Source organism: Acidobacteriota bacterium (genome assembly GCA_038040445.1).
In the GTDB taxonomy this organism is placed as follows: Bacteria; Acidobacteriota; Blastocatellia; order UBA7656; family UBA7656; genus Onstottus_A; species Onstottus_A frigus.
The window spans coordinates 155,812-173,525 of the sequence record JBBPIG010000006.1 but is presented as its reverse complement, the minus strand read 5'-3'; the positions used below and the strand labels follow the sequence as shown (position 1 = coordinate 173,525).

Annotated in this window: 9 protein-coding genes and 1 CRISPR repeat array; all 9 genes read left to right on the top strand. The window is 54.3% G+C overall.

Translation table 11 applies throughout. The features are described 5' to 3' along the window. Positions 1–9: 9 nt before the first annotated feature. The gene (locus AABO57_08745; protein ID MEK6285814.1) at positions 10–2,175 is read left to right on the top strand and encodes a TIGR03986 family CRISPR-associated RAMP protein; all 2,166 of its coding nucleotides are present in this window, start codon (positions 10–12) and stop codon (positions 2,173–2,175) included. Between the two features lie 96 nt (positions 2,176–2,271). Beyond that, the gene (locus AABO57_08740; protein MEK6285813.1) at positions 2,272–2,511 is read left to right on the top strand and encodes a DUF1874 domain-containing protein; all 240 of its coding nucleotides are present in this window, start codon (positions 2,272–2,274) and stop codon (positions 2,509–2,511) included. A gap of 178 nt (positions 2,512–2,689) precedes the next feature. Next, entirely contained in the window at positions 2,690–3,196 is a 507-nt protein-coding gene (locus AABO57_08735) for a hypothetical protein (GenBank protein MEK6285812.1), read from the top strand. 331 nt (positions 3,197–3,527) lie between these two features. Next, positions 3,528–5,585, top strand: a complete 2,058-nt coding sequence (locus AABO57_08730; GenBank protein ID MEK6285811.1) for a transglycosylase domain-containing protein — start codon at positions 3,528–3,530, stop codon at positions 5,583–5,585. Between the two features lie 10 nt (positions 5,586–5,595). After that, positions 5,596–6,246: an RDD family protein gene (locus tag AABO57_08725; protein ID MEK6285810.1), complete on the top strand. Its 651-nt coding sequence runs from the start codon at positions 5,596–5,598 to the stop codon at positions 6,244–6,246. Between the two features lies 1 nt (position 6,247). Beyond that, complete coding sequence (gene cas1 / locus AABO57_08720) at positions 6,248–7,246, top strand: CRISPR-associated endonuclease Cas1 (GenBank protein ID MEK6285809.1); 999 nt, start codon at positions 6,248–6,250, stop codon at positions 7,244–7,246. Positions 7,247–7,365: 119 nt separating this feature from the next. Next, a complete protein-coding gene (cas2, locus tag AABO57_08715) occupies positions 7,366–7,641 on the top strand; it encodes a CRISPR-associated endonuclease Cas2 (protein MEK6285808.1) in 276 nt (91 codons plus the stop codon). Positions 7,642–7,672: 31 nt separating this feature from the next. Continuing rightward, entirely contained in the window at positions 7,673–9,052 is a 1,380-nt protein-coding gene (locus tag AABO57_08710; protein ID MEK6285807.1) for a reverse transcriptase domain-containing protein, read from the top strand. A gap of 83 nt (positions 9,053–9,135) precedes the next feature. Then, positions 9,136–9,408, top strand: coding sequence for a CRISPR-associated endonuclease Cas2 (gene cas2 / locus AABO57_08705; protein MEK6285806.1), 273 nt, complete (start codon positions 9,136–9,138; stop codon positions 9,406–9,408). Positions 9,409–9,690: 282 nt separating this feature from the next. Continuing rightward, positions 9,691–17,698: a CRISPR direct-repeat array (repeat unit 37 nt; unit sequence GTCGCAGAGAAGAAGACGCGCTTTAGCGGATTGAAAC). Positions 17,699–17,714: the final 16 nt, after the last annotated feature.

The following is a 17,714-nucleotide window of genomic DNA, read 5'->3' as shown; positions in this document are numbered from 1 at the left end:
GGAGCAGGCATGGCTGTCGAGCAGAACACGCAAAATCAAGTCTCAACCAGCGAAGAACCGAAGACCAAAGAGCGCAAAGGCCCGTATCGCTTTCTCAATCCCTACAACTTCGTGCGCTACCTGGAGCGTGAACGCCCAACCGATCACAACTTGGGCAATTGTCCGCCGCCGCCGCACGACCGCTATATCGGGTTAACCGGGCGCATCACTTGTCGCGTTGACGCAAAGACACCGCTGTTCATCTCCGACTCGCATGCGGTACGAGAGTTGAAAGATAAGGAGAAGGAAGGGCACAAGATTTACCGATTTTTCGAGTACGAAGGACAACCAGCTTTGCCTGCTAGCAGCTTGCGCGGAATGATTCGTGCAATATTCGAGACCGCGACGAATTCCTGTTTTGCGGTTTTCACCAACAAGAGGTTGAGCTATCACTTTGACTCAAGGCAGGCTCCTTGGTTGGTTCCAGCGCGAGTGGAAAAAAGCGCGTCGGGCTGGCTCTTGCGTTTGCTAACGGGCACGGCAGATTTGCGAATCGGTACCGGGCCGAGAGACGAACAATATGCGGCATGGCTCTTTCGCTATTGGCCAATCAAGCCAAGCGGGACTTTGGTGAAAGAGCCGCAAAATCGCAGAACGCGCCTCTTCAAAGTTCGTACAAAAGCTGGCATGGAAGTAAAGCTGCGCGATTTGACTCATGGCAAAGAGTGTTTCGCCATAATGCAACTGACTGAGCACCCTCACCCTCGAATAAAGTTCTGGGATGTTGTTGCGCTTGGCAACAGCAGAGATGAACTAGAAAGTAATTTACGCGACGGTCAGGTTGTGAAACCGGGATGGCTTTGCCTGACAAATCAAAACATTGAGCCGAAACACAGCGAGCGGTTTTTCTTCCGAGATCAGGAAGACGATTCTTGCCCTGAGACAATCAGTCTGGATGAGCCTGTCCGTAGAGCCTACGAAGGGTTGATCTCAGACTATCAAGAACGCCACCGCGATAAAGTGCAGAACCGCTCTCGGCAAGGCCAACCAATCGATAAGCGTGTTGGTGACGAACCCGCTCTCAGTCGCTTCGTGTACAGAGATGAGGAGCGACAATTGAAAGGCGGCGAGCTTGTATACGCATTCTTGAACGGAACATCGAATAACCCCCAAGTCGAGTTCATTGTTCCCGTTTCCGTTCCACGAGTGGGATACAAGCGCTCCATAGGTGATCTGTTGCCTCCGCGCCTTCATCGCTGCAATGACGCACAAACGCTGTGCCCGGCGTGCCGTATCTTTGGCTGGGTCTCCGGAGAGGAGAAGCAAGCACAAGGTAAACAAACCGCCTACGCTGGCCGTGTCCGCTTCTCGCACGGCAAGCCGGTCGCAGGCACAATTGAGGCGTTCGAGACACCAATCCCTCTTGCCATTCTTTCAAGTCCCAAACCAACTACCACCAACTTCTATCTGGTAAGGGGGGACGGGCAGCCTGATCGAACAGGCAAACTCAACTACGATGACAACCAAGCGCGGTTGCGAGGGCGCAAGGTGTATCGGCATCACGGGCAAATGCTTAGCGAGCAAGAGTATGTACGCTCGGGCTGGAGAGAAGACGATCAAAATCGCACTGCCAGCGGCGTGTTGAAATCTGGGGCGTTCACTTTCACGGTGGAATTCGAGAATCTGGCAAAAGAAGAGGTGGGCGCGCTGCTTTGGGCTCTGGAACTCGAGGGCTGGCATCATCGCCTCGGTTTCGCCAAGCCGCTTGGGTTCGGCAGTGTCTTGGTCAAAGTAGAGAAGGTGGAAATCTGCGATCCGGGCGAACGTTATGCCATGTTGGACACAAGTGGCTGGCGAACCATCACGGAGAGCGTCTGGCGTGAGCGTTGTGTCATTTCATTCAAGACGAAGATGAAAGAGCTTTACGGCAAGGATTTTCTCGAACTGGAAAATGTCAAAGACTTGCAAGCACTGCTCACTGAACCCTCCATAGGTTTGCCTATCCACTATCCCCGTCCGCCTTACTATGTTGAACCTCACGGGGACTTCGCTAAACCCAATCCTGAAGGGATGCAGTTTGAATGGTTCGTCGGTAATAAACGACGCCCTGAACCAATACCCCTGCCATTGGCTAGCAAGGAGGAAATAGGTCTGCCGCTGCTGGAAAAGAATGGCAACGAATATTCGGACAGTTGAGGTCGGTATAGCTCATGTCACCTGCGGAATGTCTAACAACCTTGCTGGACGGTTCAACGATCCCGTTGACGTGGCACCGATCGATTAACGACTCAGATGACAATAAGGCTGCTTAACACTTCGGTCATCACCAGTTTTGGCTCGTACACCTACCAGCCGTTGACGCTCTGCGGTCTTAAGCGAACTCTTGAACACGCCGTGCCGGTCAATCGCACCGAGTACACTCAACAAACTGGCGAGAAGGCCATCGTCTTCAAGCTGAAATCACGAATCCCGGCAGGCGTCGTTCTTAGCCGGCAAGAGATCGAAGAGATAGGGTTTGAATTCGGACTCTGACGAGGACGAAGTGAGCAGAAGTCAGAGGTCGGAAGTCAGAGGTCAGAGATCAGAAGTCAGTCGTTAGCACTCAAAGCTCGGTGACGAGTTACAAGTTACAACTGACAAGTTACAACTGACTAGCGACGAAAGGCTTGACCATGTTTACCTGGCTCAATTCATTAGGCAGTTCCATCGGTTGGCTCGCAAACATTCTTCAGGTCGCTACGTCGTGTTCGCAGCCTATGCCGCGTTTCGCCTCTGGAAGCAAAACACGCAACTGCGCGACCTCGCCCGAAAGACTCCGCCGTTTGAAAACTTCCAGCAGCTTATCTCACTTCATGAAGGTGTAAAGACCTCCGGGCCTGCCGCTCTGGCAGTGTCGCTCGTTGATACTACTAACTCGATGAAGCCGCAAGTTGACCAGCTCCTTCGATCCAAAGGCTGGCCGATGCCCATCGAAGAGCTGACCATGGACGGCATCAAATGCACAGCGGACCTGGAGCAACTCGTCAATTCTCTTCGAGATAAACGGCGATACTTCGAATCAATCGGCTGTACGGAGCTTCACTTGTTCATCCAAGGACCGGTGCAAGCGGGGACTATCATTGGGTGCCTCTATCGGAATTGGATTCCCGTGAAGCTCTACCACAGGCCGACTCCGCAGCAGCTGCACGTCTACAAATACTGGATGCCACTATTGTAGTTTCTCCGCAAGCAGAGCGGGGCCGGTGGAAATCAGGGATACCACCTACCGCACAAACTGTGTGAAAGCTGCTAGGATGCCACCAGCTTGCCTGGTGGAGGTGCATGGTCGCTGCTACCAAGAGCAGAGTCTAACAACGGCAACCTTACCGGAACGATTGTTTTCGCTCGCTCGAAAGTCTATCGCCGCAATCAGCAGGTACGCCCCCAAGCAAATCATTGAACACCTGACTCGCGTAGGCTTCAGAAGCAGTGAACACGGAGTGCCTGGAACTTTTTGGTTAGACGGCGAATTAGGTCATGCGAGTTCACATCTTGCAGGCGGGACGCCTGTGCTCCCAGGTGCGCTCCCAGGCCGAACGCTGCACATCCGCTCGCGGCTTCCCGAACTCCCTAGTTGCACGCTCACATTTGAAGGCGATCGAATCGCCGCCATTTCGGTCGATTCTCGCCCGGTCGATCAGGTCGAGGTCGAGCCGGAAACCTTGATTGCCTTAATGCGCATGGTTCGCGACGAGCGTGCGCGAGAAATGAATGTCCGCCGCATAGTCCTTCCAGCCTCTGCCTACATACCCTCGCCGTTGTACGACGCCGTTCGCGCCAGCGAGGACAAGACGTTCGAATCAAGCAACGGAATCGATGAGCTTGGTATCGCGCGCAGCGGCCTCAAGTGGATAACCAGCGGGTTCAAGAGGACGTCCGGCGGATCGGGCTTGACTCAGCAATTGATGAAAATAGCGGTGCTCAAGGAGAGCGACAAGACCTTTAGTCGAAAGGAGCGTGAGCTATTCCTGTCGCTCGCCGCAACTCGAATGATGACCCGGCAGGAAATCTTCTGTGCATACGCGAACAACGTCTATCTCGGACATGTTGAGAACGGCCCGACTCTGCTGGGGTTTGAGGCTGCCGCTCAAGAGTTCTTTGGCGCTGAGGTCCGGAGCCTCACTGTTGCCCAATCAGCCAGTCTGGCGGCTCTCTTGAATCAGCCGGAAATTTATCTTCGAGCCGCGCATAATAACGACTACTCATTGCTTCTTGCTCGCCGCGAAAGAGTCTTGAACTTAATGCAACAACTTTCCCCCAACCGCTACTCCGCCGAAACCATCGCCCAGGCAAAAGCCGAGCCCCTCAGGTTCATCTTCGCCAGCCAGCAGCAACCTGAGCGCTCGCTCGATCTGATCTCGAAGCCGTTTGAGAATCTCGCTGCAAGCGAGCTTACTGAAACCCTTGGCCGGGACTTCGCGGCGGGTAACGTCCACATCTTTACGACGATCGAGCCGGAGCTTCAGATCGCGGCCTGCAAAGCGGTGAACGATCAGCTCTCTCGCATGGACCCGATGGTCGCGCGCGTTCGCCGCACTTTGCCCGCTGATCAGCGAGGCGATGAGCCGATACAAGCTGCGCTCGTGGCCATGGACGCGCAGACGGGTGAGATTCTCGCGATGGCCAACGGGCGCAACAGCGAGTTCAACTACGCCACCGCAAAGCGCTCTACCGGATCTGCGATCAAGCCGTTCGTTTACTTGCAAGCAGTAGATCACGGGTGGCACGCGGGCGAACCGTTCACCGAAGCTACTATCATCGACCCTCAGAATGATCAGGTTGATGACTATCGCCCAACAAGCCACGTTGGCGCGCCCGGAACTGCGCGCGCGCTGCTCGCTCGCAGCGACAACGGCGCGGCGGTGGTCGCGGCTCACGACGCAGGGCTCGCTTCTGTACGGGAGTTCATACACAGAGCCACCGGCGCCTACTCAGACGACCTGACCGGCATGCTTGCGATCGGCGGATCGGCCGGCAGCGAAACCACCGCCCTCGACTTGTGCGAAGGCTACAGCATCTTCGCTAACGGCGGGGCGAAGGTATCGCATACGCCATTCGCAGCCGTCTATCGCGACGGCGCAAGAATCAACCTGCCGCGCCCATTGCCGATTCGCATCGTTGATCCTGCGCCCGCTTATGTCCTGACGCAGATGATGCGCTCGGTGCTCAAGCCGGGCGGAACGGCGAGCGGAGCACTCAGTCTCGCTGGCTTGTCGAGCGATGCAGAGGTATCCGCGAAAACGGGAACCGGAGAAGTTGCCGATCTCTGGTTCGTATCAGTTTCGAAAAAACTCATCGTAGTCACCTGGGTCGGTATGCCGCATAACAAGCCTGCTCTCAAGCTCGAGCACGGCTTTCAAGGCGTGACCACGGCAATGCCGATCTGGGCGTCATTCATAAGGAATGGAGTCAAGCTCTATCGCCCGGACCTGCTGGAAGGTGCGATCGAGATGCCGGCTAATGTACGGGTGCTGAAGATTGACCCGCAACGTGGGTGCGTCACGGACGGTCCCGGCGTGGAAGCGTACTTCGTCGCAGGGCGTGAGCTGCGCCGATGTTCTAAATGAGGTGAAAATCATGGGAATGATCAGAAGCGCGCTAATGAATACCACCGCTGCTCGGCTCGCGAGAATGCGCGAATCCGCAGGCTGCGAATGTGGCGCCCGGCTACCGAACGCTGCGAGCTTCTGCCCGGCTTGCGGCGCGGCTGCGCACACCATTCAGTCCTCGGCAGTCACAAGCCGGCAATCGACCGTGGCGCGCCGTCTCCTGGCGGAAGTGATCGATCGCTTGGCGCCGCTGCCATTCATCGCTTACGTGTTCCCTCCGTGGGTGTTCGTAGTCATTGCTTATCACTTGATATGTGACGGCGCGCCTTCGGGCCGCGGCCCAGGCAAGTGGATCTTCCGCCTTCGAGTTGTGTCCGTGTCATCAAAGCAGCCTTGTGGGATTTGCCGAGCCGCGCTACGACGTTTGTCAATTGCTCTCGGCCAGGCTGCCTATTGCACGTGGGCGCTTGTGCCATTCGCAATAGCGTATGAGCTTGTCTCGCTCGCGTTCGTGTGGCTCAACCCGACTGGCCGGCGGATCGAGGACTATCTAGCCGGTACGCAAGTCATCAGCGAGGGTCAGTATCAGAAACTCCGGCCTGTCTGCGCGGGGTGCGGCGAGCGTGTCCCGGTATCAACCAAGTACTGTCCTCATTGCGGGACGCGGGGGTGCTCGTAGAATGCCAACTCTCTACATCACCGACCAACAAGCCACTCTCCGCAAGACTCACAACCGCCTCGTCGTCGAGCGCGACAACGTCAAGCTCGCCGAGATTCACGACTTCAAAGTTGACCGAGTCGTAATCTTCGGCAACGTTCAAGTCTCAACCCAGGCCATGGCTTTCCTGCTCGACCGCGGCATTGACACCACCTTTCTCAGCTCACACGGCAAGCTCAAGGGCCGCCTCGCGCCGCTCGAATCCAAGAACGCCTTTTTGCGCGTGCGCCAGTATGAGCGAGTCCGCGATGTCCGCTTCGCCGCCGAGGTCGCTAGCGCCATCGTATCCGGCAAGATCGACAACTCTTCAGAAGTGCTCGCCCGTCATCAGCGCAATCATCCCGAATGCAAGCTCCAGCTCGAGATCTCTCTACTCGCAAGGCTTTCAGTGAAGGCCACCGAGAAACCCACCATCGACGTGCTTCGAGGAATAGAAGGCCAGGCGGCCGCGATCTATTTCAAAGGCTTTCCTCGGATGCTACGCCGCTCGATGGATTTCAAAAAGCGAACGCGCCGCCCGCCGACTGACCCGATAAACGCCCTGCTCAGCTTCGCCTACACGCTGCTGTACAACGAAGCAATCGGGGCACTGGTATCGGTGGGCTTCGATCCTTACTTAGGCTTCCTGCACAGCCTTGACTATGGCCGCTGTTCGCTCGCGCTCGATCTAATCGAGGAGCTGCGCGCGCTGATTGCCGACCGGCTCGTGCTGAATGTAACAAATCTGGAAGTGGTAAAGGCGAACGATTTCACTGGCGACGCCCTCCAGGGCATTCAGATCAAGGACGCCGCACGTAAACGATTTCTCAACGAGTATGAGCGCTTGATGACCGCCGAGTTCCCGCACCGGCGCACCGGCGAACGAATGAACTTCAGGCGTGTCCTTCACGATCAAGCGCTCGCAATGCAAAGGACCGTATCACAGGGCGCGCCATATCAGCCCTTCCGGGGCTGGCACTAGGATGGGGTTAGTCCGTAGTCCGTAGTCAGTAGTCCGTAGTCCGTACTCCGGGGTCCCGGAGTCGGAACGTCGAACTCCGAACCCCGAACATACGGACTACTGACTACGGACTACGGACCATGTTTTTTCTAGTGGCTTATGACATTTGCGACGACAAGCGGCTCCGCGAAGTCGCGAAGTTGATGGAGGCGTATGGGAAGCGAGTCCAGCGCAGCGTCTTTGAATGCTCGCTCTCAAAACAGCGGATGGCCGCCCTCGTCCACGAATCGAAGATGCGCATGAATAGACTCGAGGACAAGGTCCAGATCTACAAGCTATGCCAGGACTGCCGGGATCGGTTCAGCCTGCACAGTGATGCCGAGCTCAGCCGCGACCCTGACGTCTGGATATGCTGACAATCAATAACAACCCGTAATCGGAGGACCTATGCAACCACGAACCAAACAAACTCAGTCACACGGCCTGTTACTCCAGATCTCTTCCATCCCCTCGCTCCAGGTCGCCTGGCGCAAGGTACGCGCGAATCGCGGCTCAGCCGGCGCCGATGCCGTCAGCATCCGCGCCTTCGAGCGCAATCTCGCGCCGAACCTTAAAGAGCTCGGCCGCAACCTGCTCGATAAGACCTACGAACCGCTCCCTGCACGCCACGTCTGCGTCTTGAAGCCCGATGGCCGCCAGCGCGAGATCGCTATCCTCACCGTTCGCGACCGCATCGCGCAGCGCGCCGTGCTCGATGCCGTCGAGCCCATGTTCGAAAGGCAGTTCCTCGATTGTAGCTTTGCCTTTCGCCCCGAACGTTCTGTCGAGATGGCCATCCAGCGCCTCGTCGTAGCTCGCGCCCAGGGCTTCCTGTGGACCGTCGACGCCGACGTCGAAAACTTCTTCGGCGCGCTCGATCATCAGCTTCTCCTCGATGACCTCGCTCGCACACTGCCCGACCCGGATGTATTGCAGTTGATCAAGCAGTGGCTCGACGCCGGAGCGCTGGACGGAGGTCGCCCGACCCTGGACTGGATACGGCGCTGGCGATCTTCAGTAGCCGGAATGAACCTGGCGGTTCGCGACGCCATCGACAGCCGCCTCGATCAATTCGCCTGCGAGCGCCTTGGTGTTGATAGCCCCGAGCAAGCCGAAACGGATTGGCCTGCGCAATCGGAAGCTGAATCGCCGCAAAACAGCTCGCCGGGCTCGGAACTCCGCCGCGCCGCCATGGGGCGCTTGCTTCAAGACGGATTGTTGCTCGTCGTAGCCCAACGCGCGGCGCTTCGGGGGTTGTTCTCCCTCAAAGCCCTCGGCATAGGCGGCGCCGCTATTGGGTTAGTTGCCGCTGCGCCATTCGCGCTAAAGGGACTCGAAAAGCTCAAGTCTCCACGAGGTACCCTCCAGGGGGCGCCGCTTTCGCCGCTGCTGTCCAATGTCTACCTGCATCCGTTCGACCTGGCGATGACGAAACCCTCTCACAGGCTCGTCCGCTACTGCGACGATTTCGTCATCCTTTGCCGGACCGAAGCCGACGCGCGCGCGGTGATGCGCGAATCTCAAGCCACCCTTCGCGAGCGCCGCCTTCGCCTCCATCCTGAGAAGAGCCGAGTCGTTTCGCCGCTCGAGTCGTTCAAGTTCCTGGGTCACACGTTCAGCCCGGATGGTCGTGTCGTTCCGCCACCGTCATTGCCGGAGGTCGTTACCCAGCGAATAATCGAGTTCGCCGGCCGGCATCGCCGCCAGACCACTAGTCGAATAAAAGCAGCAAGCACCGAAGCAAGAGGCCTTCTCACTCGACTAAGAGACGCGGTGCGCGACCGGTGATTCCTGATCTGGCCTCTCGTGTATGAGTGAACGCGAACTACCCGCTACGGACTACGGACTACTGACTACGGACTACTATAGCCATGTTCATTGTAGTTGCATATGACGTCTCCGATGATAAGCGGCGCACTCAACTCCACAAGACGTTGAGGCGCTTTGGCGATCGCGTTCAGTTCAGCGTCTTCGAGTGCGTCATCACCGAGCAACTCTTCGACGAGATGCGGCGCGCGGTCGCCCTGGTCGTCTTGCCCGAAGACAATGTGCGCTATTACGACATCTGTGCCGCCTGTCGAAAAGAGACCGTCGCTCTCGGGCGAGCCGTTACAACTACGGACAAAATGGTGTATATTCTCTGATCCCGGTTGTGCCGCGCCGCCTTCAGCAGCACATATTCTTACTGGGATTTCTTGGCGGCTTCATTGCTCTCTTGGAGGGTCGTGGCGCGTGTTGGGCTAACCACATGAAACCCGAAAATGCCGGGGGTTTAGCCCAGACCCGCTATACGCGGCCTGCGTTCATTTTGCCTTTGCACGGAGGGACGAATTGGTTGTATGCTTCGGCCACTGCGAGACCAAAAAAGACGGGTTAGCCCAATGCGGGGGCTTACAGTTGGTATCGCTAGGTTTAGAGAGCCGACAGTCGCAGAGAAGAAGACGCGCTTTAGCGGATTGAAACCTTTCCAGCGCGACATTTGCGCTGGATCTCTCCGAGTCGCAGAGAAGAAGACGCGCTTTAGCGGATTGAAACTCAAAACAACAACACCGCCCACGAGTGACTGTTTGATGTCGCAGAGAAGAAGACGCGCTTTAGCGGATTGAAACCCGTCCCACCAGAGACAATACGCAACCCGTCATCGGGTCGCAGAGAAGAAGACGCGCTTTAGCGGATTGAAACGAGGCGATGGCATTGCATGTAAGACGCTGTCGCGCTTGTCGCAGAGAAGAAGACGCGCTTTAGCGGATTGAAACTCTCAACCAAGCTGGGTAAATCGTCGTTTATGAATGTCGCAGAGAAGAAGACGCGCTTTAGCGGATTGAAACCGACCACGAGCATCAAACAGTAATTGGGTAGTCATGTCGCAGAGAAGAAGACGCGCTTTAGCGGATTGAAACTCGACATTATTTGCTTACCTCCGTGTGTGCTAGGAAGTCGCAGAGAAGAAGACGCGCTTTAGCGGATTGAAACTCGACATTATTTGCTTACCTCCGTGTGTGCTAGGAAGTCGCAGAGAAGAAGACGCGCTTTAGCGGATTGAAACTAACACGACGCCACTCACCAAAACCAGTAATACTAGTCGCAGAGAAGAAGACGCGCTTTAGCGGATTGAAACCTTTCTGAACCGCAAACCTCTGGACAGATCTGCTTGTCGCAGAGAAGAAGACGCGCTTTAGCGGATTGAAACCAGAGCAGTCCGACCATTCGCACCATGAAGATTTTGTCGCAGAGAAGAAGACGCGCTTTAGCGGATTGAAACATCGGCGGTGATAAAGTAAATCTCCACTCCCCTCAGTCGCAGAGAAGAAGACGCGCTTTAGCGGATTGAAACTTCGCCATCTATCACAGACAGGTAGTTTCAGTTGAGTCGCAGAGAAGAAGACGCGCTTTAGCGGATTGAAACACATCATTCACCAGCCGCCAGGACGCTATTCCACAACGTCGCAGAGAAGAAGACGCGCTTTAGCGGATTGAAACAGAGTAAGCTGGACTGAGTCCCCGGTTTCGATCTCGTCGCAGAGAAGAAGACGCGCTTTAGCGGATTGAAACATCCCACAACCAGGCCAACCTATCGTTGACCATGAAGTCGCAGAGAAGAAGACGCGCTTTAGCGGATTGAAACGTAAATGGTGTGAGGGCCAACTTTGACGGATTGACGTCGCAGAGAAGAAGACGCGCTTTAGCGGATTGAAACCCATCGTTCGTGCTATTTTGACAAAGCTTGGGTCGGTCGCAGAGAAGAAGACGCGCTTTAGCGGATTGAAACACCAGCAAGACCAACATTGGGTCCATTTAACGTCGTCGCAGAGAAGAAGACGCGCTTTAGCGGATTGAAACAAGAAACCAACTGGCCGAGGCAAGAGCTGTCACCATGTCGCAGAGAAGAAGACGCGCTTTAGCGGATTGAAACTGTTCTGCACCATCCACACACAAGTGATGATGCCGTCGCAGAGAAGAAGACGCGCTTTAGCGGATTGAAACAACGGACGTATCCGCTCCATCTGGTCAGGCTTCTCGCGTCGCAGAGAAGAAGACGCGCTTTAGCGGATTGAAACGCCGAACTCGTAGCCTTTGCCGTAATGCTGTTCTAGTCGCAGAGAAGAAGACGCGCTTTAGCGGATTGAAACGACAAGGGGCGACCCCACCGTCTGTTTGATCTGCTGTCGCAGAGAAGAAGACGCGCTTTAGCGGATTGAAACTTCAGATTCCCCTTCTCTGTCTTCCGGGCCAAGTTCGTCGCAGAGAAGAAGACGCGCTTTAGCGGATTGAAACGCTTTTGTAGTCAGGCATCCCTCTGATAAAGGCTTCGTCGCAGAGAAGAAGACGCGCTTTAGCGGATTGAAACCGTTCCCAGAAGTTAAGGCCGATCGAGCTCCTTGGTGTCGCAGAGAAGAAGACGCGCTTTAGCGGATTGAAACTCTAGATCCCTTTTGCTCTCAAAACCTCCCAGATATGTCGCAGAGAAGAAGACGCGCTTTAGCGGATTGAAACAGTGAGTATCCTCATGATGTTGCAAACCTCACTTTGTCGCAGAGAAGAAGACGCGCTTTAGCGGATTGAAACCTCCTACCCAATAAGGCATAAAGCCCCTTAGTTTGTCGCAGAGAAGAAGACGCGCTTTAGCGGATTGAAACAATACGGGAGGCTGTATTGAACAGATGTCCAGTCATGTCGCAGAGAAGAAGACGCGCTTTAGCGGATTGAAACGCAGCTCGCCCGGCCAGTCCGGTGGGACCTTGGCCAGTCGCAGAGAAGAAGACGCGCTTTAGCGGATTGAAACTTCTTAATGTAGTCAACGCCCTCCTGGCTTTTCCAGTCGCAGAGAAGAAGACGCGCTTTAGCGGATTGAAACCTTATCACCTTTGACTAATATCCACCCCTCGTCTTGTCGCAGAGAAGAAGACGCGCTTTAGCGGATTGAAACGACATCCTTACCTCCGTTCACCAAAACATGTGGACGTCGCAGAGAAGAAGACGCGCTTTAGCGGATTGAAACTCGCGCCGTCTATCAGGGCGCTATGTTTTAAAGTAGTCGCAGAGAAGAAGACGCGCTTTAGCGGATTGAAACGTATCCGCCGCGGTTGAGTCCAATCTTGTTGATCTGGTCGCAGAGAAGAAGACGCGCTTTAGCGGATTGAAACCTTACTTTGGACGCCACAAGCCATCCGTACCTCGCGTCGCAGAGAAGAAGACGCGCTTTAGCGGATTGAAACAGTTCGGCTGAGACGGCCGCGTCACGCTAGGCTTGTCGCAGAGAAGAAGACGCGCTTTAGCGGATTGAAACGTAGCCATCATAGGTGTCTCCTATAATTCTACCCTGTCGCAGAGAAGAAGACGCGCTTTAGCGGATTGAAACCAATCTTGCGGGAATAGTAGGCGGAATTCCAATCATGTCGCAGAGAAGAAGACGCGCTTTAGCGGATTGAAACGGATTATCCTTAATCCATTGTTGTGTCGTTTGCGGCGTCGCAGAGAAGAAGACGCGCTTTAGCGGATTGAAACGACTCCAGTGGGGTCAAGGGACTGACGCTCGTGGTGTCGCAGAGAAGAAGACGCGCTTTAGCGGATTGAAACGTCTTCGTCATCTGTATTCATAATAATTTTCGTCTCCGTCGCAGAGAAGAAGACGCGCTTTAGCGGATTGAAACCCAGTTGGCTTGACCCAGCTCCAGCTTCTGATCGTGTCGCAGAGAAGAAGACGCGCTTTAGCGGATTGAAACTCGTTTCATCGAGAATCTCCTTTGCTCGGGTCAGGTCGCAGAGAAGAAGACGCGCTTTAGCGGATTGAAACGAGGGGGATGATCGCTGCGCTGGCGAGGTCCTGTCCGTCGCAGAGAAGAAGACGCGCTTTAGCGGATTGAAACCACCTCGTTTCAAACTAAGTTGTTAAGCTGCTTACGTCGCAGAGAAGAAGACGCGCTTTAGCGGATTGAAACCGGCCAATTGTGATTGATCCGTAAAGTCACGGGCGGGTCGCAGAGAAGAAGACGCGCTTTAGCGGATTGAAACTTTCGCCGGACCTAGCTCATACGAACTAGGGATTATGTCGCAGAGAAGAAGACGCGCTTTAGCGGATTGAAACTGGTAGCTACTCATCGTTCGAGCAGTGGCACGGTCGTCGCAGAGAAGAAGACGCGCTTTAGCGGATTGAAACTTTTCCCTCCTGGTTGATTGTTGACTACTCGCCATGTCGCAGAGAAGAAGACGCGCTTTAGCGGATTGAAACACCACCGTTCGGGTAGTTGAGAAGTGCAAGCTCCTGTCGCAGAGAAGAAGACGCGCTTTAGCGGATTGAAACCCTGGTTTCCCCGTTACTACGTATCGATCGGAGCTGTCGCAGAGAAGAAGACGCGCTTTAGCGGATTGAAACTCGAGTGTTTCACCGTGCTCTTTCAGTTTCTTGCTGTCGCAGAGAAGAAGACGCGCTTTAGCGGATTGAAACGATAGCCCACAACAAGCATCCTGATACAGTCCTTTGTCGCAGAGAAGAAGACGCGCTTTAGCGGATTGAAACAGATCGACCGGGTTGCCAGTGCGAAGACTCTCCTTCGTCGCAGAGAAGAAGACGCGCTTTAGCGGATTGAAACTTACCAGCAACACTAAACCCGACTCATGGCATATGTCGCAGAGAAGAAGACGCGCTTTAGCGGATTGAAACTGGGTTCTTGCACCCACTCCTCCCACGACCCGGCGGTCGCAGAGAAGAAGACGCGCTTTAGCGGATTGAAACAGCAAGTTCTTTTATTTTAAATGGCAGAACAACCATGTCGCAGAGAAGAAGACGCGCTTTAGCGGATTGAAACTGTCTCTTCTGCTTCACACGTGTTTCGTTTTCTCAGTCGCAGAGAAGAAGACGCGCTTTAGCGGATTGAAACACATGCAACTGAATCCGTTGCAAGCCATATTCACCTGTCGCAGAGAAGAAGACGCGCTTTAGCGGATTGAAACTATACTAGCAAGCTTCTTAAGGGAAAGAATGACCTGTCGCAGAGAAGAAGACGGGCTTTAGCGGATTGAAACAAGACCCTCGTTGCCTTCCAGAGGTACGTGGACTGGTCGCAGAGAAGAAGACGCGCTTTAGCGGATTGAAACGAGCAGACTGGTTGCGCGCTAACGCCACCCTCCCAGTCGCAGAGAAGAAGACGCGCTTTAGCGGATTGAAACGATCCTGCTTCGAGTTGTTGTTCTTAGCTCGCATGGGTCGCAGAGAAGAAGACGCGCTTTAGCGGATTGAAACTTCGGCTCTCGATTCACAGGCTTTACTGTTATAGAGCGTCGCAGAGAAGAAGACGCGCTTTAGCGGATTGAAACGTCGGCTTCGACCGGCTTGTCGTCTTTCGTGACAACGTCGCAGAGAAGAAGACGCGCTTTAGCGGATTGAAACACGAAAGCGATGGACCACCGCTGGCTTTGGGGCGGTCGCAGAGAAGAAGACGCGCTTTAGCGGATTGAAACGAATTGAGTTTAACGGCAATGCCGAGGAAATGTTTGGTCGCAGAGAAGAAGACGCGCTTTAGCGGATTGAAACCTTAAGATTAGGGCCGGACCAACTAGATTTTGCAGTCGCAGAGAAGAAGACGCGCTTTAGCGGATTGAAACCATCAGGCCTGGCGCTGCCACAGTTAGTGCATTTGTGTCGCAGAGAAGAAGACGCGCTTTAGCGGATTGAAACTTTGTGCGCAGCCGCGAGGTCGCTCGCCACGTCAAGTCGCAGAGAAGAAGACGCGCTTTAGCGGATTGAAACGCTACGGCGCGAGAGGATGGGAGGAGGGTGTATGTGTCGCAGAGAAGAAGACGCGCTTTAGCGGATTGAAACATGGGGACACGGGCGAGCGGGCGAGTGGCTGGTTGCGTCGCAGAGAAGAAGACGCGCTTTAGCGGATTGAAACGAGAAGGTGGCCGACACTCTACGGCCATAGAGTGTCGTCGCAGAGAAGAAGACGCGCTTTAGCGGATTGAAACTTAGCCTTCTGGGGTGGTCCTAATAGTTGGGCAGGTCGCAGAGAAGAAGACGCGCTTTAGCGGATTGAAACTAGTGTTATCTTGAATGTTCATCATTCGCTCCTTAGTCGCAGAGAAGAAGACGCGCTTTAGCGGATTGAAACATCCCCCGGATCTTTAAGTCCGACGCGATGTTGCTGTCGCAGAGAAGAAGACGCGCTTTAGCGGATTGAAACGTGGATGTGATCGAGTTGCGCGTAGCGGCTGTCGTGTCGCAGAGAAGAAGACGCGCTTTAGCGGATTGAAACGATGTCGCCATTTACATTTAGAGGGGTGCCGTTGTCGTCGCAGAGAAGAAGACGCGCTTTAGCGGATTGAAACGTGGTGATGACGCTGTTCTCTACTGAATTGTTCAGTCGCAGAGAAGAAGACGCGCTTTAGCGGATTGAAACCTCGAGTTGCTGCCGATCTCCGTCGAAGTCCAAGCCGTCGCAGAGAAGAAGACGCGCTTTAGCGGATTGAAACGATCGAAGATCTGTTTTAAGACCTGGGCATGGATGTGTCGCAGAGAAGAAGACGCGCTTTAGCGGATTGAAACCAAAAAAACCACAACTTCACCGCTTTCCAAAGTTAAGTCGCAGAGAAGAAGACGCGCTTTAGCGGATTGAAACCAACGCGAGGTCCTGTTCTCGGTCTCGATTTGGGATGTCGCAGAGAAGAAGACGCGCTTTAGCGGATTGAAACTCAAAAAAAACACTACGGCAGATACAAGTAGCACTACGTCGCAGAGAAGAAGACGCGCTTTAGCGGATTGAAACCGCTGCATCGCCACCGTGCTACGCTGGATTGCGGAGTCGCAGAGAAGAAGACGCGCTTTAGCGGATTGAAACCTCCCCAACGCCGCACATGTCTCAAGCGGTCCGCAAGTCGCAGAGAAGAAGACGCGCTTTAGCGGATTGAAACACCACAACAAAGAAAGCCGACGCGCAGATTGGGATGTCGCAGAGAAGAAGACGCGCTTTAGCGGATTGAAACTTCTCGAGTTGAACCCATGCCTTTGCCACTGCGTCGGTCGCAGAGAAGAAGACGCGCTTTAGCGGATTGAAACCGAACGTTTACCAGTAAGATAGTCGCTGAAGCTCGCGTCGCAGAGAAGAAGACGCGCTTTAGCGGATTGAAACGAGATGCTTGTTAACTGTCTCGCGACTGATTTGCAAGTCGCAGAGAAGAAGACGCGCTTTAGCGGATTGAAACTACTAGTAGTCGTCGTCGGCGGGTTGAATATTTGGTGTCGCAGAGAAGAAGACGCGCTTTAGCGGATTGAAACGCTCGCTTCAACGCTGCCTCCCAGTCCGATCGTACTGTCGCAGAGAAGAAGACGCGCTTTAGCGGATTGAAACTTGTTGATTGATTGGTGTACTCATAAAGATTTTAACGTCGCAGAGAAGAAGACGCGCTTTAGCGGATTGAAACCACTATATCTGCTTGATCTGGTCTTGATTCGCCGTGTCGCAGAGAAGAAGACGCGCTTTAGCGGATTGAAACTTGCGAGCACACTTTAAAACGCTTTCACAAAAGGTCGTCGCAGAGAAGAAGACGCGCTTTAGCGGATTGAAACTGCTGTTCCGTCAGCACAGCTCAGACCCTTGGGACGTCGCAGAGAAGAAGACGCGCTTTAGCGGATTGAAACTGCACGAAAATCCCCACCTCGGCCATGAAACACAAGTCGCAGAGAAGAAGACGCGCTTTAGCGGATTGAAACTGTTGCCCATTGTGAGAGCCGATCGGTTCTCATTTTGTCGCAGAGAAGAAGACGCGCTTTAGCGGATTGAAACTTCACGAACATCGAGCAGGGACATCGCGTTGGGCGGGTCGCAGAGAAGAAGACGCGCTTTAGCGGATTGAAACTTCCTCCGGCGTGATGAGGAAAACAATACAGTTTCAGTCGCAGAGAAGAAGACGCGCTTTAGCGGATTGAAACCCCACTTGTCGTTGATGATTATGTACCCCAATATAAGTCGCAGAGAAGAAGACGCGCTTTAGCGGATTGAAACGCTGTGACATTTTTCTCGTGCTGGCCAATGGTCTCGGTCGCAGAGAAGAAGACGCGCTTTAGCGGATTGAAACTCGTTAAATATCGAGCAAATCATTTAGCCTGACGTCGCAGAGAAGAAGACGCGCTTTAGCGGATTGAAACTGTTCCACTACTATTTCAGCCGAGCTTTCTTTGGGCAGGTCGCAGAGAAGAAGACGCGCTTTAGCGGATTGAAACCCTTTGTTGTGTATTGATTGTCTCTCTACTTCGCACGTCGCAGAGAAGAAGACGCGCTTTAGCGGATTGAAACGACGCTGCTCTCGTTCTTGTCGAGGATGTCGAGCCAGTCGCAGAGAAGAAGACGCGCTTTAGCGGATTGAAACCAGATCACCCGAAACTTGTGGTAGCGAAAACGCGTGTCGCAGAGAAGAAGACGCGCTTTAGCGGATTGAAACTTGGCCGCCAGCAGCA

Excerpts from the sequence above, each read along its gene's own strand:
- AABO57_08745 (MEK6285814.1), top strand. The coding sequence starts at position 10 with ATGGCTGTCGAGCAGAACACGCAAAATCAAGTCTCAACCAGCGAAGAA.
- AABO57_08740 (MEK6285813.1), top strand. The coding sequence starts at position 2,272 with ATGACAATAAGGCTGCTTAACACTTCGGTCATCACCAGTTTTGGCTCG.
- AABO57_08725 (MEK6285810.1), top strand. The coding sequence starts at position 5,596 with ATGGGAATGATCAGAAGCGCGCTAATGAATACCACCGCTGCTCGGCTC.
- cas1 (MEK6285809.1), top strand. The coding sequence starts at position 6,248 with ATGCCAACTCTCTACATCACCGACCAACAAGCCACTCTCCGCAAGACT.
- cas2 (MEK6285808.1), top strand. The coding sequence starts at position 7,366 with ATGTTTTTTCTAGTGGCTTATGACATTTGCGACGACAAGCGGCTCCGC.
- AABO57_08710 (MEK6285807.1), top strand. The coding sequence starts at position 7,673 with ATGCAACCACGAACCAAACAAACTCAGTCACACGGCCTGTTACTCCAG.
- cas2 (MEK6285806.1), top strand. The coding sequence starts at position 9,136 with ATGTTCATTGTAGTTGCATATGACGTCTCCGATGATAAGCGGCGCACT.